Here is a 20,986-nt window from a genome sequence, read left to right on the forward strand (position 1 = left end):
AGGCGCGGCGGCGGCAAGGATATTATTTATATATTAAGCGCGGGTAATAATTAAAAGAATTAAATAGATATAATGTATAAAAACTTTCTTATAAATATGCGGACAAATAATAATGCCGCTTCCTGTTAACCAGAAAGCGGCATGGCGAACTAAATATGCAGTTCCTGCAACTTCTCTTTCGGCAGAGCCAGGTCATCATTGCTGTTGACGCGCACATCGCGATCGAGAATGTGACGCGCGATCTCCTGCGCCTCTTCCAGCGAGTGCATCTGGTATGTACCGCACTGGTAAACGTTCAGCTCAGGGATCTGGTTCTGCTCTTTCACTTTCAGCACGTCAGCCATTGCCGCTTTCCAGGCATCAGCAACACGCTGCTCATCCGGCGTACCGATCAGGCTCATGTAGAAACCGGTGCGGCAACCCATCGGCGAAATATCGATAATTTCTACGCCATCGCCATTGAGGTGATTACGCATAAAGCCAGCGAATAGGTGCTCCAGCGTGTGGATCCCTTTTTCCGGCATAACTTCTTGATTAGGAATGCAAAAACGCAGGTCGAATACGGTGATGGCGTCGCCGTGCGGCGTGTTCATAGTTTTAGCAACACGGACTGCAGGCGCTTCCATACGGGTATGATCGACAGTGAAGCTATCCAGTAACGGCATTTAGTCACCTCCGATAGTGATTTTTTTTAAAATAAACTGAACTCTTTGTTCGCGTGCGAGTCTGAATATATGAAAGACGCGCATTTGTTATCATCATCCCTGTTCTTCGAGAGATGAAATTTCGGCCACAGCGATGTGGCCTTTTTCTTTTCTACTACGCGTGACGCGCAAGCAGCGCTTCAAACGATTCCTTATCCCCGGCTTCAATTTCCGCCTGGCGCGCCAGCGAAGCGTGGCATTCAGCAATAAAATCCTCTTCATGCAGAATTTCCAGCGGCTCTTCACGCAGCTGCGAACGATACTGCTCGCTCAGCGCTTTACCTGTTCCGCCCATGCCTTCATCAATCATCGAACGCAAAATACGCGCCGAGAAGGTCAGCTCAGGATCGTCAAAGCTGGCGACCAGCCGATCGCATACGGCTTCATACTCATTGCCACCGTACACGCCATCCAGCGTTTGCGCTACCCGTTTCAGGTCGTTAAACAGATCGCGTCCGACATCGGCGAGCGGGTATTGCGCGGTTTCACAGCCTATTCCGAGCGTCAGGCCTGGCTTACGGCCTTCAAGGATCACGCGGTTCCAGTTAGTACGCGTACAGAGCAGTTCATCGCTGCTCATCTCCGGTGCATCGGCCAGCACACACCAGACCATAAAGAGATCGAGGAAACGCACCTGCTCTTCATCAACGCCAATCGCGGTGAACGGGTTGATATCCAGCGAGCGCACTTCGATATATTCAATGCCGCCGCGCAGCAGCGCATCCGACGGCGTTTCGCCGCTGCGGGTTACGCGTTTCGGGCGAATCGGCGCGTAGAGCTCATTTTCAATCTGCAGGATGTTGGTGTTGATTTGCAGATACTTGCCCTCTTTCTGCAAACCGATCTTCGCGTACTCTTCCGACGGCGTTTTGATCGCGCGTTTCAGCGCTACCACGTAATCGTGAAGATTGTTGAAGGTAATATTGAGGCTGTTCTGCGACTTATTGGTATAGCCCAGATCGCTTAAGCGCAGCGAGGTGGCATAAGGCAGATAGAGCATGCCGTTGTGCATCTTCTCAAAAGGCAACGAGGTCTCTTTGCCCTGCAGGAAAGAGGAGCAGATCGCCGGTGAAGCACCGAAAAGATAAGGGATGACCCAGCCGAAGCGATAGTAGTTGCGGATCAGGCGGAAATAGCCCTCCGAGACCGCTTCTTTATCGGTGCTGCCGCTTTTCGCCTGCCAGAATGCCATCGGCAGAGAGAAGTTATAGTGCACGCCGGAGATGGTTTGCATCAGCGCGCCATAGCGGTTTTTCAGCCCTTCGCGGTAGAGGGTTTTCAGGCGACCAATATTTGAGGTGCCGTACTGCGCCAGCTCAATCTCCTGCCCCTCTTTGATATAGCAGGGCATGCTCAGCGGCCAGAGACGCTCATCGCCAATCTGGCGGGCGGTATAGCGATGGATGTCGCGCATGATAGTGAGCATGCGGTCAATATCACCCTCAACCGGGGTGATAAACTCCAGCAGCGCTTCGGCAAAATCCGTCGTAATCCATTTATGAGTTAATGCAGAGCCAAGCGCTGCCGCGTGACCGGTTGTCGCCAAAGACCCATCCGCGTTAACGCGTAGGGTTTCGCGCTCAAGACCACGCTGGATGCCTTTGAGCGCCTGAGGATGTTTTTCCAGCCAGGACAACGCCTGTGATACGTCCGGGATCAAATTGACCTCCCGCCTGTAATAATCGTTTTATTAAGCATAATTGTAATGGTTGACGATGAAAGGTCACTCACGCAATCCAATTAGTGCCACCACGTCATACCCTGAAGCGTTACGAGGGCGAGAGCCACATAGCGTAACGCTTTGCCAAGGCATAAAAAAAAGAGCACTGGCCCCCACGAAAGGCGTAGCCATCCCGCAAGTATGCACAGCAGATCGCCTATAACAGGCATCCAGCTCAATAACAGCGCCGCGGCGCCGTAACGTTTGAGCCAGCCGGTCGCCCTCTCCTGCCAGCGCGATGCTTTACGCTGCGGGAAGAAGCGCCCAAGAATAACGTTAGTCAGCCCTCCAAGGCTATTACCCATTGTTGCTATTACGACAAGCCACCAGGGCTGGCTAACTTTCGCCAACAGCATTGCGACCAGCACCACCTCCGAGTTGCCCGGTAAAATCGTGGCACTGAGAAAACTGCTGGCGAACAGTGAAAGGAGCGACAGCGCATCGCTCACAATACGCGGACATCCACAGCGTCCATACCGGCCGCGCGCGCCGCCTGCAGGCCGAAATCGGCATCTTCAAATACCACGCACTTCGACGGCTCCACGCCCATACGTTCGGCGCAGAGTAAAAAGGTATCCGGTGCGGGTTTATGGTGCTGAACATGATCGGCGGCAATCACCGCATCAAAATAGTGTCGCAGGCCAAGATGGGCCAGCAGCGCTTCAGCAACGGCGCTTTCACTCCCGGTGCCAACAGACATCGGGCGACGCCCGTGCCACGCTTTTACCACCTCAATAAGCGGTAATGGGCGCACGCAATCGAGCAGCATCGCTTTCACGGCTGCGGTTTTCTCTTGAGCGAGTAAGTGGGGATCAAGATCGGCCTGGTTTTCTTTGATAACGGCTTCGGCAATACGCCAGGTTGGCGAACCGTTCAGCGCGACCATGGCCTGTTCGTCAAAATGCATGCCGTAACGCGCCAGCACTTCATGCCAGGCTTTGCGGTGGGTTGGTTCAGTATCCAGGATGGTGCCATCCATATCAAAAATCAAACCAGCGTAACGTGCGTACATCATGTTCTCACAAACCGGATAACTAGCATTTACTTTAACGTAAACAAGGCTTTTTGTCGCATCCAGCGCGAGATTAGCTTCAGGGAATATGATTTTGGGCAGAATTTCGTCGAAAGTGTGGGAGTTGTGGGGATGATGATTTAAGCAGAAAGAATAAGAGAGGAGTTTTTTGATAAGTTCGTAAAAGATGGTGCATCCGGGAGGATTCGAACCTCCGACCGCTCGGTTCGTAGCCGAGTACTCTATCCAGCTGAGCTACGGATGCATCAGGATTACTGCTTTACGATGAAAAGCAACACTGCTTTTTCATTGAGATGGTGCATCCGGGAGGATGACTCGGCTTTGCCTCGCCCTTCGGGTCGTTGCTGAAGCAACGCTATCCTCCCTGGTGCTTGCGTTTAGGCCCGCTACCCCTGAGAAAACAGATTCGCTGTTATCTCGCAGAAGATGGTGCATCCGGGAGGATTCGAACCTCCGACCGCTCGGTTCGTAGCCGAGTACTCTATCCAGCTGAGCTACGGATGCATCGGGATTACTGCTTTACGATGAAAAGCAAAACTGCTTTTTCATTGAGATGGTGCATCCGGGAGGATTCGAACCTCCGACCGCTCGGTTCGTAGCCGAGTACTCTATCCAGCTGAGCTACGGATGCATCAGGATTACTACTTTAACGATGAAAAGCGAAAACTGCTTTTCACTGAAGATGGTGCATCCGGGAGGATTCGAACCTCCGACCGCTCGGTTCGTAGCCGAGTACTCTATCCAGCTGAGCTACGGATGCAAAATGGCGGTGAGGCGGGGATTCGAACCCCGGATGCAGCTTTTGACCGCATACTCCCTTAGCAGGGGAGCGCCTTCAGCCTCTCGGCCACCTCACCACACGCCTCTTACGAGTGCTTCGAAGAGTTCGTTAAGAGCTCATCGTCGCTGCGTGGCGCACATATTACTTTCTGGGACTTATAAGTCAAACAATTTTTCCCAGCCCTGAATCGTTTGCACACTTCGCAGGCAATTAGGCGGTAAAAAGGGCAAAAAGGATGTTTTATCAGCAAAAATTCCCTGCCTCGCAGGCATGACATTACAGATGTGTGATAGACAAAAATGGCGCGAGAAAGTATCAGATGCAGGAAATCTGCAATAAAAATGAGACAAAGAAGCGGGAGAATCGACGGGAGGGTTGCGTCTCGCCGAACAACCGCGAGACGCATAATGGCATCAGAAATTGGACTGCTGGGATTTTTCAGCCTGGATACGCTGGTAGATCTCTTCACGATGGACCGATACTTCTTTGGGGGCGTTTACGCCAATGCGCACCTGGTTACCCTTAACCCCTAATACAGTCACAGTGACCTCATCCCCAATCATGAGGGTTTCACCAACTCGACGAGTCAGAATCAGCATTCTTTGCTCCTTGAAAGATTAAAAGAGTCGGGTCTCTCTGTATCCCGGCATTATCCGTCATACAACGCCAAAACATAAGCGATGACAAACTCATAACATGCAAGCAGCCATGGCATTACATTCTGTAGACGTAAGTTTAGCCGATATACACAACTTCAACCTGACTTTCTCGTTATCAATAGCGTAGTGGCAACAAAGCCATAACCTCGAGGTTATGGCTTGTGCGTTCGCTTTGTAATTATGACAGTTTAGCGCTTACCCAATCTTTAACACTGGCGAGAGCAGCAGGCAGCGCGGCCGCATCGGTACCACCGGCTTGCGCCATGTCCGGACGTCCACCGCCTTTGCCCCCAACCTGTTGGGCGACCATTCCTACCAGTTCCCCTGCTTTGACGCGGTCAGTCACATCCTTAGAGACGCCCGCGATGAGAGAAACTTTACCTTCAACAACAGTGGCAAGAACGATAACCGAAGCGCCGAGTTGGTTCTTCAGGTCGTCCACCATGGTACGCAGCATCTTCGGCTCGACACCTTCCAGCTCGCTCACCAGCAGCTTAACGCCGTTGATTTCCATCGCGTTACCGGAGAGGTTTGCGCTCTCTTGCGCTGCCGCCTGTGCTTTAAGCTGCTGCAACTCTTTTTCCAGCTGACGCGTACGTTCAATCACTGAACGCACTTTGTCGCCGAGATTCTGGCTGTCGCCTTTCAGCAACTGAGCAATATCCTGTAGCTGATCGTTCTGCGCATGCAGGCTGGCAATCGCCGCTTCGCCGGTAACGGCTTCGATACGACGCACGCCCGCCGCGGTGCCGGATTCAGACACAATGCGGAACAGACCAATATCACCGGTGCGCGAAGCGTGCGTACCGCCGCAAAGCTCGGTGGAGAAATCCCCCATCTGCAGCACGCGAACGCGATCTTCATACTTCTCGCCAAACAGCGCCATTGCGCCGTTCGCTTTTGCCGCTTCGAGATCCATGATGTTGGTTTCGATCGGCAGGTTGCGACGAATTTGCGCATTCACCATATCTTCCACCGCGCGGATTTCCGCCGGTTTCATGGCTTCGAAATGGGAGAAGTCAAAACGCAGCGCTTTGTCATTCACCAGCGACCCTTTCTGCGCAACATGCGTACCGAGTACGCTGCGCAGCGCGGCGTGCATCAGGTGGGTGGCAGAGTGGTTCAGGCGAATACGGGCGCGACGCGCTTCGTCAACTTCCGCTTTCACGCCGTCGCCCACTTTCAGCGAACCGCTGTTCAGCTTGCCGACATGACCAATCGCCTGGCCATACTTCTGCGTATCCTGGACGATGAACGTAAAGCCGTTGCCTTTCAGTTCGCCTTTATCGCCAACCTGGCCGCCTGATTCCGCATAGAACGGGGTTTCGTCAAGCACCACAACCGCTTCCTGGCCGGCGGCAATCGACTCAACCTGTTTGCCATCGACAAACAGTGCGGTCACTTTACCGTTCAGTTCAAGCTGGTCGTAGCCTTTAAATTCTGTTGCGCTATCAACGCGGATCATCGCGTTGTAGTCCGCGCCAAAGCCGCTGGACTCGCGTGCGCGACGGCGCTGCTCTTCCATTGCCGCTTCGAAGCCCGCTTCATCGACTTTCAGATTGCGCTCGCGGCAGACGTCCGCGGTCAGATCGACCGGGAAACCGTAGGTGTCGTACAGGCGGAAGGCGGTTTCGCCATCCAGCGTGTCGCCCTGCAGTTTGGAAAGCTCTTCATCCAGCAGCGCCAGACCGCGCTCCAGCGTACGTGCAAACTGCTCTTCTTCGGTTTTCAGAACCTGCTCAACCTGCGCCTGCTGGCGATGCAGCTCTTCCCCGGCGGAACCCATCACTTCAATCAGCGGGCCAACCAGTTTATAGAAGAAGGTGTCCTTCGCGCCGAGCATGTTGCCGTGGCGAATCGCGCGGCGAATAATGCGACGCAGCACGTAGCCGCGGTTCTCATTCGACGGGATCACACCGTCCGCAATCAGGAAGGCACAAGAGCGGATATGGTCAGCGATAACGCGCAAAGATTTGTTGCTCAAATCCGTCGCGCCGGTCACTTTCGCGACCTGCTGGATCAGCTTCGCGAAGAGATCGATTTCATAGTTGGAGTTCACATGCTGCAGCACGGCCGCAACACGCTCCAGGCCCATACCGGTGTCCACGGACGGCTTCGGCAGCGGCTCCATGGTGCCATCGGCCTGGCGGTTGAACTGCATAAAGACGATGTTCCAGATCTCGATATAGCGATCGCCATCCTCTTCCGGGCTGCCCGGCGGGCCACCCCAGATGTGGTCGCCGTGATCGTAGAAGATCTCGGTGCAGGGGCCACACGGACCGGTGTCGCCCATCTGCCAGAAGTTGTCAGACGCATACGCTGCGCCTTTGTTATCACCGATACGAATAATACGTTCGCGCGGGATACCGACCTCTTTTTCCCAAATTTCGTACGCTTCATCGTCGGTTTCGTACACCGTCACCCACAGACGCTCTTTCGGCAGGTTGAACCAGTTTTCGCTGGTCAGCAGTTCCCACGCATATTGAATAGCATCATGTTTGAAGTAGTCGCCGAAGCTGAAGTTGCCCAGCATTTCAAAGAAGGTGTGATGACGTGCGGTGTAGCCGACGTTTTCCAGGTCGTTGTGTTTACCACCTGCACGCACGCAGCGCTGCGACGTGGTTGCGCGGGAATAATTACGTTTGTCGAGCCCAAGGAAAACGTCCTTGAACTGGTTCATCCCGGCGTTGGTAAACAGCAGAGTCGGGTCGTTGTTCGGTACCAGGGAGCTGCTGGCAACTACCTGGTGTCCCTTGCTATGGAAAAAATCGAGAAACGCCTGACGGATCTCAGCGGTGCTCTTGCTCATAATTATCCTGAAATCAAGCTAACGAAATGTGGCAGCGGACCATCGCCATCGCATGGCAGACGCATCCGCTACTGGAAAAAGTGGGAATAAGATAAGTTTTCTTTAGTGGGAAGTAAAATCCCGTATGCGCTCACTCGGCAAAATTTCGCCATATTTCCTGAATATCTTCTTGCATAAAGCCGCGATAGAGCAGAAAGCGTTGCACTTTCACTTTTGCAGCAAATTCAGTGGGCAACGGCTCGCCATATTTGCGCTGCGCCTGATCGCGGGCGCTGCTCACCCAGTCAATCTCGCATTCGCGCATGGCGTTTTCGCTGGTCTCCCGGGCGATGCCTTTCTGGTTCAGTTCCTGACGAATACGCACCGGGCCATAACCTTTGCGCGCGCGGCTGGCGATAAACTGGCGGACAAAACGGCTGTCGTCGAGAAAGCTGTGCTCTATACACCACGCCACAACCTGATCGATCTCTTCCGGCGTCGCGTCAACCGCTTCGGGGCCCTTCTTCGTCATGATGGGTGCTGCAAGCTTGCGGCGAAATTCAAGTTCGCTGTGGTCGCGCATTGCCAGAATACGCATGGCGCGATCACGTAAGCGCGCCATAGCGCTGCGGCGGGAGGTGTTATCAGAAGAGGAGTTATCGGACATCGTAAAATCCTGTCACCATAAAAACAAAAAGGGCTGCATCAGCAGCCCTTGATTACGGATAACGTTATCAGAAATCTTCGTTAGTTTCTTCAACGCCCGCGTCTTTGTCGTCAACGATAAACTCTGGCGTCGCAGTCTGGTTGCTGAGCAGAATTTCGCGCAGCTTCTTCTCGATCTCTTTCGCAGCAGCCGGGTTCTCTTTCAGCCAGGAGGTCGCGTTCGCTTTACCCTGACCGATCTTGTCGCCGTTGTAGCTGTACCAGGCGCCCGCTTTTTCAATCAGCTTCTCTTTCACGCCCAGGTCGACCAGCTCGCCGTAGAAGTTAATGCCTTCGCCGTAGAGGATCTGGAACTCAGCCTGTTTAAACGGTGCCGCGATTTTGTTTTTCACAACCTTCACGCGGGTTTCGCTGCCGACAACCACATCGCCCTCTTTCACCGCGCCGATACGGCGGATGTCGAGACGAACGGAAGCGTAGAACTTCAGCGCGTTACCGCCGGTGGTGGTTTCCGGGTTACCGAACATCACACCGATCTTCATACGGATCTGGTTGATGAAGATAAGCAGCGTGTTGGACTGCTTCAGGTTACCGGCCAGCTTACGCATCGCCTGGCTCATCATACGTGCCGCAAGGCCCATGTGAGAGTCACCGATTTCGCCTTCGATTTCCGCTTTCGGCGTCAGCGCCGCAACGGAGTCGACTACCAGCACGTCAACCGCGCCGGAGCGCGCCAGCGCGTCACAGATTTCCAGCGCCTGCTCGCCGGTATCCGGCTGGGAGCAGAGCAGATTATCGATATCAACGCCGAGCTTGCGGGCATATACCGGATCCAGCGCGTGTTCCGCATCGATAAACGCACAGGTTTTACCTTCGCGCTGCGCCGCAGCGATAACCTGCAGAGTCAGGGTGGTTTTACCGGACGACTCAGGCCCGTAAATTTCGACGATACGGCCCATTGGCAGACCGCCCGCGCCCAGCGCGATGTCGAGGGAGAGTGAGCCGGTAGAGATAGTCTCTACATCCATGGAGCGGTCTTCACCCAGACGCATGATGGAGCCTTTACCGAATTGCTTTTCGATCTGACCCAGTGCAGCTGCAAGCGCCTTTTGTTTGTTTTCGTCGATAGCCATTATTACTCCTGTCATGCAGAGTGAAGCGCGTTACGCCCCGTGGTGAATAACTGATTTGTTGCGGCAATTATACTGTATAGTCATACAGTATCAAGCCTTTTGTAGAAAATGTTGCCAGAGGGTCGTAAGTGCATAAGCCGTCGCCTGACGACGCACCGATTCACGGTCTCCCTGGAAGCATTCGCGCCGCGTAATCCCTTCTCCGTTAACGCAGGCAAGCCCAAACCAGACGGTGCCGACGGGTTTGCTTTCGCTACCGCCATCCGGCCCGGCGATGCCGCTAATCGAAATCGCATAGTCAGCGCGCGCGGCTTTCAGGGCACCAATCGCCATCTCGACTACCACCGGCTCGCTGACGGCGCCGTGCGCATCCAGCGTCTCGCTTTTCACGCCGATCATTTGCGCTTTCGCTTCATTACTGTAGGTCACAAACCCGCGTTCAAACCAGGCGGAGCTGCCTGCAATATCGGTAATCACTTTCGCAACCCAACCGCCGGTGCAGGATTCAGCGGTGGTTAGCGTCGCACCGCGCGCCTTTAGCGCAAGCCCGATGCGCTCGCTGAGCTGCATTAATTCACTGTCCGTCATGATGGCTCCCATGCCTCCATTAAACCGTGGCGTGAAAGATAGCACTTTCCCGTCAAATAGGGGGATGAGATGGCAATTTTACGAGGCGACTTCCGAAAAAAGCAGTGTGATATAGCGGGAAAGTGGCGAGGAGAAGCCCGGTGCGCCGTCGCGTCACCGGGAAGTTTACAGGCTATCCGTGCAGAATTTACTTCATGCTATTGGCAATGGTTTCCACGTTGTGGCGAAAGGCTTTCTGATAGGTATCCGCCACGCCCCCTTTTGCGCTCAGCGCTTCAGGGTAGAGCTCGCCGCCCGGCTGCGCGCCGGTGGCATTCGCAATCTGTTTTACCAGACGCGGGTCGAGCTGGTTCTCCATAAACCACACCTTCACGCCATCCGCTTTAATCTGTTTGATAAGTGCCGCCACTTGCGATGCATTGGCCTCGCTTTCCGATGAGAGCCCCTGCGGTGCCATAAACTCAACGCCGTACGCGCGGGCAAAGTAGCCGAAGGCGTCATGGCTGGTGAGCACTTTGCGCTTCGCCTGCGGAATGGCACTGAAGCGCTCTTTCGCCCAGCTATCCATCTCTTTCAACTGCTCAATATAGCGCTGGCTCGAGGCGTTAAGCGCCGCTTCATCCGCCGGGTCGGCTTTCACCAGCGCCTTGAGGATATTTTGTGCATAAAGCGCACCATTCGCCGCGCTGTTCCATGCGTGGGGATCGGTAACCGTCGCACCATCCTCCTCCAGCGTATGGGTTTGCACACCGTCAGAGGCGATCACCAGCTGGCCTTTAAAACCGGAGGCTTTCACTAACCTGTCGAGCCAACCTTCCAGCCCAAGCCCGTTGACCACCACAACATCCGCATTATTAAGCAGCGCGCTATCTTTTGCCGAAGGCTCAAAGGTGTGCGGATCGCCATCCGGCCCCACCAGCGAGGTCACCTTCACATGATCCCCGCCCACCTGGCGGGTGATATCACCCAATATCGAAAAACTGGTCACCACGTTGATGGTTTTTGCCACTGCGCTCTGCGCCATCAACCCGAGCGCCAGCGCCAGAATCACCCCTGTACGTTTCATTATTTTCCCCTTTATGTAAAAAGCGCGCGCAGGCTGTTTGCCAGCCCGCTGCGCGTGCCGAATAAGATGGATAAAAAGAAGATAAGGCTGGCAGTCAGCACAATGGCCGGGCCGGCAGGCAGCCCCGCCAACCACGACAGACTTAAGCCGAGCCAGGCGCAGAGTGCGCCAATCGCCGCAGCCAGCAGTAACAGGCGCGGTAAGGTTCGTGCCCAGCAGCGCGCCGCCACGGCGGGCAGCATCATTACCCCCACCGCCATCAGCGTGCCGAGCACCTGAAAACCGGCCACCAGGTTAAGCACCAGCAGCGCCAGAAACAGCCCGTGCAGCACGCCCGGCAAGCGCGGCGCATTGACCTGTAAAAAGGCGCTGTCAAACGCCTCACTCACTAATCCGCGATAGCAGACGGCAAGGGTAACCAGCGTCAGGCTGGATACGCCTGCGACAAACAGCGCCGCGTCGCGATCCACCGCAAGGATTGAGCCGAACAGCAGGTGCAGCAGATCGACGTTCGATCCGCGCAGCGACACCAGCGTCACGCCCAGCGCCAGCGAGCCAAGGTAGAAACCGGCAAAGCTGGCATCCTCTTTCAGCGGCGTCCGGCGGCTCACCCACCCCGCAACCAGCGCCACGGCAATTCCGGCAATAAACCCGCCGATACTCATCGCCAGCAGCGACATACCGCTCAGCAGGTAGCCGACCGCGACGCCGGGCAGGATGGCATGAGATAACGCATCGCCCATCAGACTCATGCGCCGCAGCAGCAGAAAGATGCCGAGCGCCGTAGTGCTGACAGAGAGCGCAAGGCAGACCACCAGCGCGCGGCGCATAAAGCCGTATTCGATAAAGGGCTGGAAAAAGAGATGCCAGATCATGCGCAGTTCTCCTCAAGGCTCAGCGTCGCCCCCCACTGCGCCTGCTTCTCATCCAGCCGCAGCGTCTGCGGAAAGTAGCGCGTAACCCGCGCGCTGTCGTGCAGCACCGCCAGCAGGGTCTGCCCGGCGCGGTGCATATCCACCATCTGCTCCATCAGCAGCTGCGACGTCGCTTCATCGATGCCGGTAAAAGGCTCGTCGAGCATCACCAGCGGCGCGTTCTGCACCCATATGCGGGCAAACAGCATGCGCTGAAACTGCCCGCCAGAGAGGGTGTCGATGGTCTCGCCAGCCATCTCTGCAAGCCCGACACGCTCCAGCCCCTGCGCCACGCGTTTGCGCGCATCGCGGTTCAGGCCAGCAAACAGCGAGATGCGCGGCCAGCAGCCCATGCTGACCACCTCCTGCACCGTCAGGGGAAATTGCGCCTCCAGCGTGTGGCGCTGCGCCAGCCAGCCGATGGTTGGCCGCGCGCCCTGCCAGCGCAGCACGCCGCTGACCGGCGGCAAAAACCCCGCAAGGGTTTTCAGTAGTGTCGATTTGCCGCAGCCGTTGGCACCGACAATCGCCGTCATACTCCCGCGCGTCAGCGTGCCGCACAGCGCCGGAGTGATCGCCAGGCGGTCGTAGCCCGCCACCAGGTGGTCCAGTTCAATCATGGCAGCGCAACCGCCCACTCAGTCAGTAACCAAAGCAGCAGTAACAGCCCTGTCGCCAGCAGCAGGCGGCTCGCAGCGGAAAGGGAGAAAAGGGTTACGGGAATCATTCACACACCTCATATGTTATAACGTAACAATAAGCTGTAGTGATAATGATGTAAATCGCGGAGCGTAACGGGAGTGCGTCGAAATGTTTCAATCCCCTCCCGCAGGAGGGGAAAGCAATATTACTGGATACGCGCCAGCGCAACTGCCTGGCCGAGCTGCCAGACCGCCATCGCGTAGTGGGTGCTGTGGTTGTAGCGGGTGATGGTGTAGAAGTTCGGCAAACCGTACCAGTACTCATACCCGGTGCCGACATCGAGGCGCAGCAGGCTCGCCTGCTGATGATCGCCCAGCGGCTGTTGCGGTGTCAGACCCGCCGCCGCCAGCTGTCCGAGGCTGTAGTTGGTTTTAAAGCCGTTCTCCAGACCCGGAGCCTGGCCGTTAGCCGGAACCGCAACCTGATCGCCCTTCACCCAGCCGTGCTGTTTGAAGTAGTTGGCCACGCTGCCAATCGCATCTACCGGGTCCCACAGGTTGATATGGCCGTCGCCGTTGAAGTCCACCGCATACTGCTTATAGGAGGACGGCATAAACTGGCCGTAGCCCATTGCACCGGCGAAAGAGCCTTTCAGCTCCAGCGGATCGTCGCTCTCATCGCGTGCCATCAGCAGGAAGGTCTCCAGCTCGCTGGCGAAATAGTCCGCGCGGCGCGGGTAGTCAAAGGCCAGCGTCGCCAGCCCATCAAGGATGCGGGTTTTGCCCATTACGCGGCCCCAGCGCGTTTCCACGCCGATAATGCCAACGATAATTTCCGGCGGTACGCCGTAGACACGCCAGGCACGGTCAAGGGCATCCTGATACTGGTTCCAGAAGGCGACACCGTTCTGCACGTTATCCGGCGTGATGAACTGCTTGCGGTAGCGCAGCCACGCCCCGTTCGGCCCGGTTGGACCCGCGGTCGTCGGTGCCTGTTTGTCCATCAGGCGCAACACATAATCAAGACGTTTCGCCTGCGAGAGGATCTCACGCAGCTGCTGACGGTCGAATCCATGCTTGCTCACCATCGCATCAATAAAGCGCTCTGCCGCCGGGTTATTGGCAAAGTCGCCGCCGCTCATCACCACCTCATGCTGCGGTTTAAGCAGAAAGCCGCCGGATGGCGCGGGCGACACGGTCTGGGGAGCTTCAGCGAGCGGGGGTTTACTGCTACAGGCACAGAGCACAACAAACGCGGGCAATAACGCCGCGTAACAACGCTTCAACATGGGATATCCACTTAAACGAATTCAGCCAGGGGGCAAGTATGGTAAAGCATTTCCCCGCCGACAAGGAAGCGCGGCATCACCTGCGTAGAGGATCGCATTTCCTCTGTATCCCCTCCCCTTTTCATTCATTTAAAACCGAAGCATCTCGCAAAAACTTTCAAAATGATCATTTTTTCTTTCATAGTGAGATCTAAATAACACATTAAGACCTTTCATCATGATTATGATAGCGCCCGGTGACATAACAAAACCCCCTACAGGAGAGAACAATGGAAACCATCACGCATGGTGCCGAATGGTTCATCGGGCTGTTTCAGAAAGGCGGTGAGGTCTTTACCGGCATGGTGACCGGTATTTTGCCGCTGCTGATAAGCCTGCTGGTGATCATGAACGCGCTGATTAATTTTATTGGCCAACACCGCATTGAAAAACTTGCCCAGCGCTGCGCGGGCAACCCGCTCGCCCGCTACTTACTGCTGCCCTGCATCGGCACATTTGTGTTCTGTAACCCGATGACGTTAAGCCTCGGGCGCTTTATGCCGGAGAGATACAAACCAAGCTACTACGCCGCCGCTTCCTACAGCTGCCACTCAATGAACGGCCTCTTCCCGCATATCAACCCCGGCGAGCTGTTTGTCTACCTCGGTATCGCCAGCGGCCTTACTACGCTCGGCTTACCTCTCGGCCCGCTGGCGGTGAGCTACCTGCTGGTCGGCCTGGTGACCAACTTCTTCCGTGGCTGGGTCACCGATCTCACTACCCGCATTTTTGAGCGAAAAATGGGCATTCAGCTTGCACAAGAGGTTCACCTCGCCGGAGCAAAATCATGAGCCGAATCATTATTGAAAAAGGTGCCGGCGGCTGGGGCGGCCCGCTGGAGATCGATGCCAGCAGCGAGAAGAAGATCGTCTATATCACCGCGGGCACGCGCCCGGCAATTGTCGACAAACTGGCACAGCTGACTGGGTGGCAAGCGGTGGACGGCTTTAAAGAGGGCGAACCGCCCGAAGAGGAGATCGGCGTGGCGGTAATTGACTGCGGCGGCACCCTGCGCTGCGGCATCTACCCCAAACGCCGCATTCCGACCGTCAATATTCATGCGACGGGCAAATCGGGGCCGCTGGCGCAATACATCCTTGAGGATATCTATGTCTCCGGGGTGAAAGAGGAGAACATCCGGCTGCAGGGTGACGCTCCGGCTGCCAGCGCGCCCCAGCCGCGGGATTACGACACCACGAAAAAGATCACCGAGCAGAGCGATGGCCTGCTGGCGAAAGTCGGCATGGGCATGGGTTCGGCGGTGGCGGTGCTGTTCCAGGCCGGTCGCGACACCATTGATACGGTGCTGAAAACCATCCTGCCGTTTATGGCCTTCGTCTCGGCGCTAATCGGCATCATCATGGCTTCCGGGCTGGGCGACTGGATCGCTCATGGCCTCGCGCCGCTGGCCAGCCATCCGCTCGGGCTGGTGACGCTGGCGCTGATTTGCTCCTTCCCGCTGCTCTCGCCTTTTCTTGGCCCGGGGGCGGTTATCGCTCAGGTTATCGGCGTGCTGATTGGCGTGCAGATAGGCCAGGGGCATATCCCTCCGCACCTTGCGCTGCCGGCACTGTTCGCGATTAACGCCCAGGCCGCCTGCGACTTTATTCCCGTTGGCCTCTCGCTGGCGGAAGCCCGCCAGGAGACGGTACGCGTCGGTGTCCCTTCCGTGCTGGTAAGCCGCTTTTTAACCGGTGCGCCAACGGTGCTGATCGCCTGGTTTGTCTCCGGTTTTATCTATCAATAAGGGGTGATGTATGACCGTTATCTATCAAACCACCATAACTGCAATTGGCGAAAGCGCACCGGAGGCGCTCAGCGACAACATGCTGATCACCTTCCGGGAGGGCGCGCCTGCCGATGTCGCCGAGTTCTGTTTTATCCATAACCACGGCCCGCTCTGCGGCGCGCTGCTGCCGGGCGCGCAGTTTACGCTCGGTGAAAAGCACTACCCCGTCACCGCCGTCGGCGAGGTCGCCGAGCAGAATTTGCGCGAGCTGGGCCATATCACCCTGCGTTTCGATGGACAGACGCAGGCGGAGTTTCCGGGCACGGTGCACGTCGCCGGCCCGATACCGGACGCTATCGCGCCGGGCTGCATTTTAAAATTTGTCGCTTAAGGTCTAAGGAGAAGAGTATGAAACAGGTTGCCGTTGTCATTGGTGGAGGACAGACCCTCGGGGCGTTCCTCAGCCGTGGGCTTGCCGCAGAAGGCTACCGCGTGGCGGTTGTTGATATTCAGAGTGATAAAGCGGCGACGGTCGCACATGAAATTAACAGTGAGTTTGGCGAAGGGATGGCCTATGGCTTTGGTGCCGACGCCACCAGCGAGCAGAGCGTGCTGGCGCTGGCGCGCGGTGTTGATGAGATTTTTGGCCGCGCCGATCTGCTGGTCTACAGCGCCGGGATCGCCAAAGCGGCGTTTATCAGCGACTTTGCGCTGGGGGATTTTGACCGCTCATTGCAAGTCAACCTGGTGGGCTATTTCCTTTGTGCCCGCGAGTTTGCCAAATTGATGATCCGCGATGGCATTCAGGGGCGCATTATCCAGATCAACTCCAAGTCCGGAAAAGTGGGCAGCAAGCACAACTCCGGCTACAGCGCGGCGAAGTTTGGCGGCGTGGGGCTGACGCAATCCCTGGCGCTGGATCTGGCGGAGTATGGCATTACCGTGCACTCGCTGATGCTCGGCAACCTGCTAAAGTCACCGATGTTCCAGTCGCTGATCCCGCAATACGCCAGCAAGCTGGGCATCCCGGCAGAGGAAGTGGAGCAGCATTACGTTGATAAAGTGCCGCTGAAGCGCGGCTGCGATTATCAGGATGTGCTGAACGTGCTGATGTTCTACGCCAGCCCGAAAGCCTCCTACTGTACCGGCCAGTCAATCAACGTCACCGGCGGTCAGGTGATGTTCTGATTCGACCCAACGCCTAATGGCGCTGTGGTTTTGTAGGCCGGATAAGGCGTCAGCCGCCATCCGGCAAACCGACCGCACAAATGCCTGATGGCGCTGCGCTTATCAGGCCAACGGGTTCAGCGAGTTATGTGAACCTGGGTTTTCGTAGGCCGGATAAGGCGTTAGCCGCCATCCGGCAAACCGACCGCACAAATGCCTGATGGCGCTGTGGTTTTGTAGGCCGGATAAGGCGTTAGCCGCCATCCGGCAAACCGCCCGCACTAACGCCTGATGGCGCTGCGCTTATCAGGCCTACGGGTTCAGCGATTTATAAAGGAGACACCGATGGTTTCATCCCTTATCACTCTCGCCGTTATCGCCTGGCTCAGCCAGCTGGCGCTTGGCGGCTGGCAAATCCGCCAGTTCAACAAAGCTTTCGACGCCCTCTGCCAGCGCGGGCGCGTCGGCGTTGGGCGCTCGGGCGGGCGCTTCAAACCGCGTGTGGTGCTGGCGGTGGCCTTCGATCAACACGATCGCGTCAGCGACACGCTGCTGATGCGCGGACTCACGGTTTTTGCCCGCCCGAGCAAAATCGAGCGCTTAATCGGCGTAAAAAGAGAGGAATTAGAGCCCGATGTGATCTTTCCCCATGATCCTGGCTGTCAGAATGCTCTATCATTGGCGCTTAAAATGAAACATGGATAATTTCGTTGTGAACGCTAATAGCTTGCGAAATTATCATTTCGCAACGTAACGCAGGATATCTTCGCCTATGAAACCACGTCAGCGTCAGGCGGCAATTCTTGAGCATCTTCAGAAGCAGGGAAAGTGTTCTGTTGAAGAGCTGGCACACCACTTTGATACCACCGGGACGACCATCCGCAAAGATCTGGTCGCGCTGGAGCAGTCCGGTGCGGTGATCCGCACCTACGGCGGGGTGGTGCTTAATAAAGACGAGGCCGATCCGCCCATCGATCACAAAACGTTGATCAACACCGTGCAAAAGGGGCTGATTGCCGAAGCAGCCGTTGGCTACATTCACGACGGCGACTCGATTATCCTCGACGCGGGCAGCACGGTGCTGCAAATGGTGCCGCTGCTCAGCCACTTCAATAACATCACCGTGATGACCAACAGCCTGCATATCGTCAACGCCCTGTCAGAGCTGGATAACGAACAGACCATCCTGATGCCCGGCGGCACATTCCGTAAAAAATCGGCCTCCTTCCACGGCCAGCTGGCGGAGAACGCCTTTGAACAGTTCAGCTTCGACAAGCTGTTTATGGGCACCGACGGCATCGATCTCAACGCCGGGGTGACCACCTTTAATGAGGTCTTCACCGTCAGCAAAGCGATGTGCAACGCCGCCCGCGAAGTGATCCTGATGGCGGACTCCTCCAAGTTTGGCCGTAAAAGCCCCAATATTGTTTGCAGCCTTGAGAGCGTCGATAAGCTGATTACCGACGCCGGGATCCCGCCGGACGTTCGTGCCGCGCTGGAAGAGAAAGGAATCGATGTGATTATTGCCGGAGAAGAAAATGCGTGACTCTTTTATTAACGCCGCCCGCCAGGCGCTGCTGCTGGAACTACAGGAAGCAAGCCGCCTGCCGGAGCGCCTCGGCGACGATTTCGTCCGCGCCGCTGAAACGGTGCTGAACTGCAAAGGCAAAGTGATTGTCTCCGGGATCGGTAAGTCCGGGCATATCGGCAAAAAGATTGCCGCTACTTTCGCCAGCACCGGCACACCGGCTTTTTTTGTTCACCCGGCAGAGGCGCTGCACGGCGATCTCGGCATGATCGAGAGCCGCGACGTGATGCTGTTTATCTCCTACTCCGGCTCGGCAAAAGAGCTGGATTTGATCCTGCCGCGTCTCGACGAGAAAGCCGTCACGCTGCTGGCGATGACCGGGAAACCGCGTTCGCCGCTGGCGCTCGCCGCCCACGCGGTGCTGGATATCGCCGTTGAGCGCGAAGCCTGCCCGATGCACCTCGCTCCCACCTCCAGCACCGTCAACACGCTGATGATGGGCGATGCGCTGGCGATTGCGGTGATGCAGGCGCGCGGCTTTGACGAAGAGGACTTTGCCCGCTCGCATCCGGCGGGTGCGCTGGGCGCACGGCTGCTGAACAAAGTGCATCATCTGATGCGCAAAGCGGACCAGGTGCCGCAGGTAACGCTGACCAGCAGCGTGATGGACGCGATGCTGGAGCTAAGCCGCACCGGGCTGGGCCTGGTGGCGGTCTGCGACGCCGGGCACCACGTGCACGGGGTGTTTACGGATGGCGACCTGCGCCGCTGGCTGGTGGCGGGCGGAGCCTTAACCGCAGCGGTCAGCGAGGCGATGACGCCGGGCGGCATTACCCTTGAAGCCAGCAGCCGCGCGGTGGATGCCAAAGAGCGCCTGATGCAGCGCAAAATCGCCGCCGCACCGGTGGTGGATGATGCAGGTGAACTGGTCGGCGCTATTAACCTGCAGGACTTTTACCAGGCCGGTATTCTCTAGTCCTTCAGCCCAAGACGCTTCGCCAGCCGGTGCAGGTTGGCGACGTCCATCTCCAGCGCTCTGGCGCAGGCGGCCCACTTGCCGCCGTTCTCCTCAAGTGCGCGGGAGATAAGTGTGCGCTGGAACGCCTCTGTCGCTTCACGCAGGTTTTGCCCGCTTAACGGCACGCTTACCGGCTTTGCCTGCGGCGCAGGCTCATCGCTCAGGGCAAAGTGATGCGCTTCCAGCACGATCTCCCCGGCATGCTGCGTACCGCGCGCCAGCACCACCGCCCGGTGGATGGCATGCTCCAGCTCGCGCACGTTCCCCGGCCAGCCATAGCGCTGTAAATGCGCACGCGCGGCGGGGCTTAACGCCACGCGCCCCAGACCAAAACGCAGGCGGCACTGCTCACAAAAATAGCCCGCCAGCAGCACTAAGTCCTCACCCCGCTCGCGCAGCGGCGGCACCTGTAAGGGAAAGACGCTCAGCCGGTGATAGAGGTCGGCGCGAAACCGTCCGGCAACCACCTCTTCGCGCAGATCGCGGTTGGTGGCGGCCAGCACCCGCACATCGACGCGCTGGCTGCGATCATCGCCGACGCGCTGAATATCGCCATACTGCAACACGCGCAGCAGCTTCGCCTGTAGCGATAACGAAAGCTCGCCAATCTCATCAAGAAACAGCGTGCCGTTATCGGCCATTTCAAATTTGCCGCTGCGGTTGCTGATGGCTCCGGTAAAGGCCCCTTTCACATGACCGAAGAGTTCGCTCTCGGCGACGCTCTCCGGCAGCGCGGCACAGTTGAGGTAGACCAGCGGCTTGTCGGCGCGCGGCGAGGCTTCATGGATCGCCTTTGCCACCAGCTCTTTACCGGTGCCGGTTTCGCCGCCAATCAGCACGTTGAGATCCGAAGGTGCTACGATGGCGATCTCTTTTTTCAGCTGCACCATCCCTGGCGACAGGCCAATCATCTCGCTGCGCGCGACCTGCTCAAACGCCGCGGGCGCACCGGGCAGCATGTTCTGTCGCTCCAGCTCCTCAATCAGCAACGCGTTATTGAGCGCGCCTGCCGCCAGCGCGGCAACCAGCCGCAGCTCCTCGTCGCTGAAAGCGTCGAATTGATCCGGCGACATGCCATCAAGCGTCAGCGCGCCAATCAGGTTTTGCCCGGCAAACAGCGGCAGGCCGACGCAGGCGTGTACCTTGAGTTTCTCCTGGCCGGGGATCAGGCCATCATAGGGATCGGGCAGATCGCTGTCGGCGGGAAAGCGCACCACATCGCCAGCGCGGGCAATCGCTTCCAGCCGCGGGTGGCCTTCAAGGGTAAAGCGCCGCCCGAGCACATCCTGCGCCAGCCCATCGATCGCCAGCGGAATAAACTGCCGCGCCTCGTAGCGCAGCAGCGCCGAGGCGTCGCACGCCAGCACCTGACGCAGGGTGGTAATCAGCCGCTGGAAACGATCCGCGTGCCCGATCCCGCTTTGCAGCTCAATGGCGATGCCCGCCAGCACATTCAGTGAAAAACTCATTCTGACCTCACTGTCTTTTTGACAATGCATGGTGTCATATTGACTGTATTTATC

The 20,986-nt window shown here is 57.0% G+C and carries 21 protein-coding genes and 5 tRNA genes; 7 read left to right on the plus strand and 19 right to left on the minus strand.

Going from position 1 to position 20,986, the window contains the following annotated elements:
• Positions 1–149 precede the first annotated feature (149 nt).
• The 18 genes from luxS to mltB form a co-directional block, all read right to left on the minus strand.
• Complete coding sequence (luxS, locus tag N7V53_RS18550) at positions 150–665, minus strand: S-ribosylhomocysteine lyase (RefSeq protein WP_023480587.1); 516 nt, start codon at positions 663–665, stop codon at positions 150–152.
• A gap of 154 nt (positions 666–819) precedes the next feature.
• Positions 820–2,364, minus strand: coding sequence for a glutamate--cysteine ligase (gshA, locus tag N7V53_RS18555; RefSeq protein ID WP_023480558.1), 1,545 nt, complete (start codon positions 2,362–2,364; stop codon positions 820–822).
• 80 nt (positions 2,365–2,444) lie between these two features.
• Positions 2,445–2,873, minus strand: coding sequence for a YqaA family protein (locus tag N7V53_RS18560; RefSeq protein ID WP_023480519.1), 429 nt, complete (start codon positions 2,871–2,873; stop codon positions 2,445–2,447).
• Positions 2,870–3,436, minus strand: coding sequence for a fructose-1-phosphate/6-phosphogluconate phosphatase (gene yqaB / locus N7V53_RS18565; protein WP_279794499.1), 567 nt, complete (start codon positions 3,434–3,436; stop codon positions 2,870–2,872). Before yqaB ends, N7V53_RS18560 begins: the two co-directional genes overlap by 4 nt.
• 188 nt (positions 3,437–3,624) lie before the next feature.
• A tRNA-Arg gene (locus tag N7V53_RS18570) sits at positions 3,625–3,701 on the minus strand.
• A gap of 183 nt (positions 3,702–3,884) precedes the next feature.
• A tRNA-Arg gene (locus tag N7V53_RS18575) sits at positions 3,885–3,961 on the minus strand.
• A gap of 50 nt (positions 3,962–4,011) precedes the next feature.
• Positions 4,012–4,088 (minus strand) — tRNA-Arg (locus N7V53_RS18580).
• A 52-nt stretch (positions 4,089–4,140) separates the two neighbouring features.
• Positions 4,141–4,217: transfer RNA gene (locus N7V53_RS18585), tRNA-Arg, on the minus strand.
• 4 nt (positions 4,218–4,221) lie between these two features.
• A tRNA-Ser gene (locus N7V53_RS18590) sits at positions 4,222–4,314 on the minus strand.
• A gap of 337 nt (positions 4,315–4,651) precedes the next feature.
• Entirely contained in the window at positions 4,652–4,837 is a 186-nt protein-coding gene (gene csrA / locus N7V53_RS18595; protein WP_023480680.1) for a carbon storage regulator CsrA, read from the minus strand.
• A 238-nt stretch (positions 4,838–5,075) separates the two neighbouring features.
• Positions 5,076–7,706, minus strand: coding sequence for an alanine--tRNA ligase (gene alaS, locus N7V53_RS18600; protein ID WP_279794402.1), 2,631 nt, complete (start codon positions 7,704–7,706; stop codon positions 5,076–5,078).
• A gap of 130 nt (positions 7,707–7,836) precedes the next feature.
• Entirely contained in the window at positions 7,837–8,352 is a 516-nt protein-coding gene (gene recX / locus N7V53_RS18605; protein WP_279794404.1) for a recombination regulator RecX, read from the minus strand.
• 67 nt (positions 8,353–8,419) lie between these two features.
• Complete coding sequence (gene recA, locus N7V53_RS18610; RefSeq protein WP_279794405.1) at positions 8,420–9,484, minus strand: recombinase RecA; 1,065 nt, start codon at positions 9,482–9,484, stop codon at positions 8,420–8,422.
• A gap of 90 nt (positions 9,485–9,574) precedes the next feature.
• Positions 9,575–10,072 (minus strand): nicotinamide-nucleotide amidase, encoded by a 498-nt coding sequence (pncC, locus tag N7V53_RS18615; protein WP_023480601.1) that lies wholly within the window; start codon positions 10,070–10,072, stop codon positions 9,575–9,577.
• Between the two features lie 187 nt (positions 10,073–10,259).
• On the minus strand, positions 10,260–11,138 hold the full coding sequence (locus tag N7V53_RS18620) for a metal ABC transporter substrate-binding protein (protein ID WP_279794408.1): 879 nt from the start codon (positions 11,136–11,138) through the stop codon (positions 10,260–10,262).
• Positions 11,139–11,149: 11 nt separating this feature from the next.
• A complete protein-coding gene (locus tag N7V53_RS18625) occupies positions 11,150–12,013 on the minus strand; it encodes a metal ABC transporter permease (protein ID WP_279794410.1) in 864 nt (287 codons plus the stop codon).
• Positions 12,010–12,672, minus strand: coding sequence for an ATP-binding cassette domain-containing protein (locus tag N7V53_RS18630; protein ID WP_279794412.1), 663 nt, complete (start codon positions 12,670–12,672; stop codon positions 12,010–12,012). Before N7V53_RS18630 ends, N7V53_RS18625 begins: the two co-directional genes overlap by 4 nt.
• A 227-nt stretch (positions 12,673–12,899) precedes the next feature.
• Positions 12,900–13,982 (minus strand): lytic murein transglycosylase B, encoded by a 1,083-nt coding sequence (gene mltB, locus N7V53_RS18635; RefSeq protein WP_023480659.1) that lies wholly within the window; start codon positions 13,980–13,982, stop codon positions 12,900–12,902.
• Positions 13,983–14,251: 269 nt separating this feature from the next.
• Between mltB and N7V53_RS18640 the strand changes: the two genes are divergently transcribed.
• The 7 genes from N7V53_RS18640 (at position 14,252) to gutQ (ending at position 19,421) form a co-directional block, all read left to right on the plus strand.
• Positions 14,252–14,812, plus strand: a complete 561-nt coding sequence (locus N7V53_RS18640; RefSeq protein ID WP_042714687.1) for a PTS glucitol/sorbitol transporter subunit IIC — start codon at positions 14,252–14,254, stop codon at positions 14,810–14,812.
• On the plus strand, positions 14,809–15,768 hold the full coding sequence (locus N7V53_RS18645) for a PTS glucitol/sorbitol transporter subunit IIB (RefSeq protein ID WP_279794415.1): 960 nt from the start codon (positions 14,809–14,811) through the stop codon (positions 15,766–15,768). The genes N7V53_RS18640 and N7V53_RS18645 overlap by 4 nt, the downstream gene beginning before the upstream one ends.
• A gap of 10 nt (positions 15,769–15,778) precedes the next feature.
• Positions 15,779–16,141, plus strand: a complete 363-nt coding sequence (gene srlB / locus N7V53_RS18650; RefSeq protein WP_279794417.1) for a PTS glucitol/sorbitol transporter subunit IIA — start codon at positions 15,779–15,781, stop codon at positions 16,139–16,141.
• Positions 16,142–16,158: 17 nt separating this feature from the next.
• Positions 16,159–16,938, plus strand: a complete 780-nt coding sequence (gene srlD / locus N7V53_RS18655) for a sorbitol-6-phosphate dehydrogenase (protein WP_279794419.1) — start codon at positions 16,159–16,161, stop codon at positions 16,936–16,938.
• A 324-nt stretch (positions 16,939–17,262) separates the two neighbouring features.
• Positions 17,263–17,622 (plus strand): transcriptional regulator GutM, encoded by a 360-nt coding sequence (gutM, locus tag N7V53_RS18660; protein ID WP_023480516.1) that lies wholly within the window; start codon positions 17,263–17,265, stop codon positions 17,620–17,622.
• A gap of 67 nt (positions 17,623–17,689) precedes the next feature.
• Positions 17,690–18,463, plus strand: a complete 774-nt coding sequence (locus N7V53_RS18665; RefSeq protein ID WP_042714694.1) for a DNA-binding transcriptional repressor — start codon at positions 17,690–17,692, stop codon at positions 18,461–18,463.
• A complete protein-coding gene (gene gutQ, locus N7V53_RS18670) occupies positions 18,456–19,421 on the plus strand; it encodes an arabinose-5-phosphate isomerase GutQ (RefSeq protein ID WP_279794422.1) in 966 nt (321 codons plus the stop codon). The genes N7V53_RS18665 and gutQ overlap by 8 nt, the downstream gene beginning before the upstream one ends.
• Here gutQ and norR read toward each other — a convergent pair.
• A complete protein-coding gene (gene norR, locus N7V53_RS18675; RefSeq protein ID WP_279794424.1) occupies positions 19,418–20,932 on the minus strand; it encodes a nitric oxide reductase transcriptional regulator NorR in 1,515 nt (504 codons plus the stop codon). The genes gutQ and norR overlap by 4 nt on opposite strands.
• Between the last annotated feature and the right edge of the window lie 54 nt (positions 20,933–20,986).

Origin of the sequence: Kosakonia sp. HypNH10 (genome assembly GCF_029850615.1) — a bacterium.
Lineage (GTDB): Bacteria > Pseudomonadota > Gammaproteobacteria > Enterobacterales > Enterobacteriaceae > Kosakonia > Kosakonia cowanii.

What these genes read in the sequence shown, in the direction of transcription:
- recX (WP_279794404.1), bottom strand. Translation starts at nt 8,352, where the DNA reads ATGTCCGATAACTCCTCTTCTGATAACACCTCCCGCCGCAGCGCTATG.
- N7V53_RS18630 (WP_279794412.1), bottom strand. Translation starts at nt 12,672, where the DNA reads ATGATTGAACTGGACCACCTGGTGGCGGGCTACGACCGCCTGGCGATC.
- norR (WP_279794424.1), bottom strand. Translation starts at nt 20,932, where the DNA reads ATGAGTTTTTCACTGAATGTGCTGGCGGGCATCGCCATTGAGCTGCAA.
- pncC (WP_023480601.1), bottom strand. Translation starts at nt 10,072, where the DNA reads ATGACGGACAGTGAATTAATGCAGCTCAGCGAGCGCATCGGGCTTGCG.
- srlD (WP_279794419.1), top strand. Translation starts at nt 16,159, where the DNA reads ATGAAACAGGTTGCCGTTGTCATTGGTGGAGGACAGACCCTCGGGGCG.
- gutQ (WP_279794422.1), top strand. Translation starts at nt 18,456, where the DNA reads ATGCGTGACTCTTTTATTAACGCCGCCCGCCAGGCGCTGCTGCTGGAA.
- csrA (WP_023480680.1), bottom strand. Translation starts at nt 4,837, where the DNA reads ATGCTGATTCTGACTCGTCGAGTTGGTGAAACCCTCATGATTGGGGAT.
- N7V53_RS18640 (WP_042714687.1), top strand. Translation starts at nt 14,252, where the DNA reads ATGGAAACCATCACGCATGGTGCCGAATGGTTCATCGGGCTGTTTCAG.
- yqaB (WP_279794499.1), bottom strand. Translation starts at nt 3,436, where the DNA reads ATGTACGCACGTTACGCTGGTTTGATTTTTGATATGGATGGCACCATC.
- N7V53_RS18665 (WP_042714694.1), top strand. Translation starts at nt 17,690, where the DNA reads ATGAAACCACGTCAGCGTCAGGCGGCAATTCTTGAGCATCTTCAGAAG.
- N7V53_RS18645 (WP_279794415.1), top strand. Translation starts at nt 14,809, where the DNA reads ATGAGCCGAATCATTATTGAAAAAGGTGCCGGCGGCTGGGGCGGCCCG.
- recA (WP_279794405.1), bottom strand. Translation starts at nt 9,484, where the DNA reads ATGGCTATCGACGAAAACAAACAAAAGGCGCTTGCAGCTGCACTGGGT.
- N7V53_RS18625 (WP_279794410.1), bottom strand. Translation starts at nt 12,013, where the DNA reads ATGATCTGGCATCTCTTTTTCCAGCCCTTTATCGAATACGGCTTTATG.
- N7V53_RS18620 (WP_279794408.1), bottom strand. Translation starts at nt 11,138, where the DNA reads ATGAAACGTACAGGGGTGATTCTGGCGCTGGCGCTCGGGTTGATGGCG.
- mltB (WP_023480659.1), bottom strand. Translation starts at nt 13,982, where the DNA reads ATGTTGAAGCGTTGTTACGCGGCGTTATTGCCCGCGTTTGTTGTGCTC.
- alaS (WP_279794402.1), bottom strand. Translation starts at nt 7,706, where the DNA reads ATGAGCAAGAGCACCGCTGAGATCCGTCAGGCGTTTCTCGATTTTTTC.
- luxS (WP_023480587.1), bottom strand. Translation starts at nt 665, where the DNA reads ATGCCGTTACTGGATAGCTTCACTGTCGATCATACCCGTATGGAAGCG.
- srlB (WP_279794417.1), top strand. Translation starts at nt 15,779, where the DNA reads ATGACCGTTATCTATCAAACCACCATAACTGCAATTGGCGAAAGCGCA.
- gutM (WP_023480516.1), top strand. Translation starts at nt 17,263, where the DNA reads ATGGTTTCATCCCTTATCACTCTCGCCGTTATCGCCTGGCTCAGCCAG.